This is a genomic window from Pseudomonas sp. 65/3-MNA-CIBAN-0223 (genome assembly GCF_040310425.1).
Lineage (GTDB): Bacteria > Pseudomonadota > Gammaproteobacteria > Pseudomonadales > Pseudomonadaceae > Aquipseudomonas > Aquipseudomonas gregormendelii.
The window spans coordinates 1-280 of record NZ_JBEOPV010000098.1 but is presented as its reverse complement, the minus strand read 5'-3'; the positions used below and the strand labels follow the sequence as shown (position 1 = coordinate 280).

At 63.2% G+C, this 280-nt stretch carries 1 protein-coding gene; it reads right to left on the bottom strand.

Annotated features, from left to right (window positions below):
- Positions 1-280 (bottom strand): TraI domain-containing protein (locus tag AAEZ09_RS28085; protein WP_350601611.1); only part of this gene is annotated, 280 nt, incomplete at both ends.

Sequence of the window (280 nt, the reverse complement as noted above, 5' to 3'; positions counted from 1 at the left end):
CGCCCGGTCTGCTTGCACGACGAGTTCCCCTAGTACACCGGCATGTTCGTACTGACCGGCCAGCACATAGAGCAGCGGTGCCCAGAGAGCCGGATAGTCGCTGAGCCAGTCCAGGACGTGGCGGTCGAGCAGTTGGCGATAGAGCAAGCCTGTTGCAGCGCTGTGCAGGCGGTATTCGCGGTCGTCACGGTAGCGAAATCGGTACGCCTGGTGCAGCGGGCCATGCCACGGATGCCAAGTACTGCCGTCGGCCAGTTCGACGTGTAGATCGACGGCGATC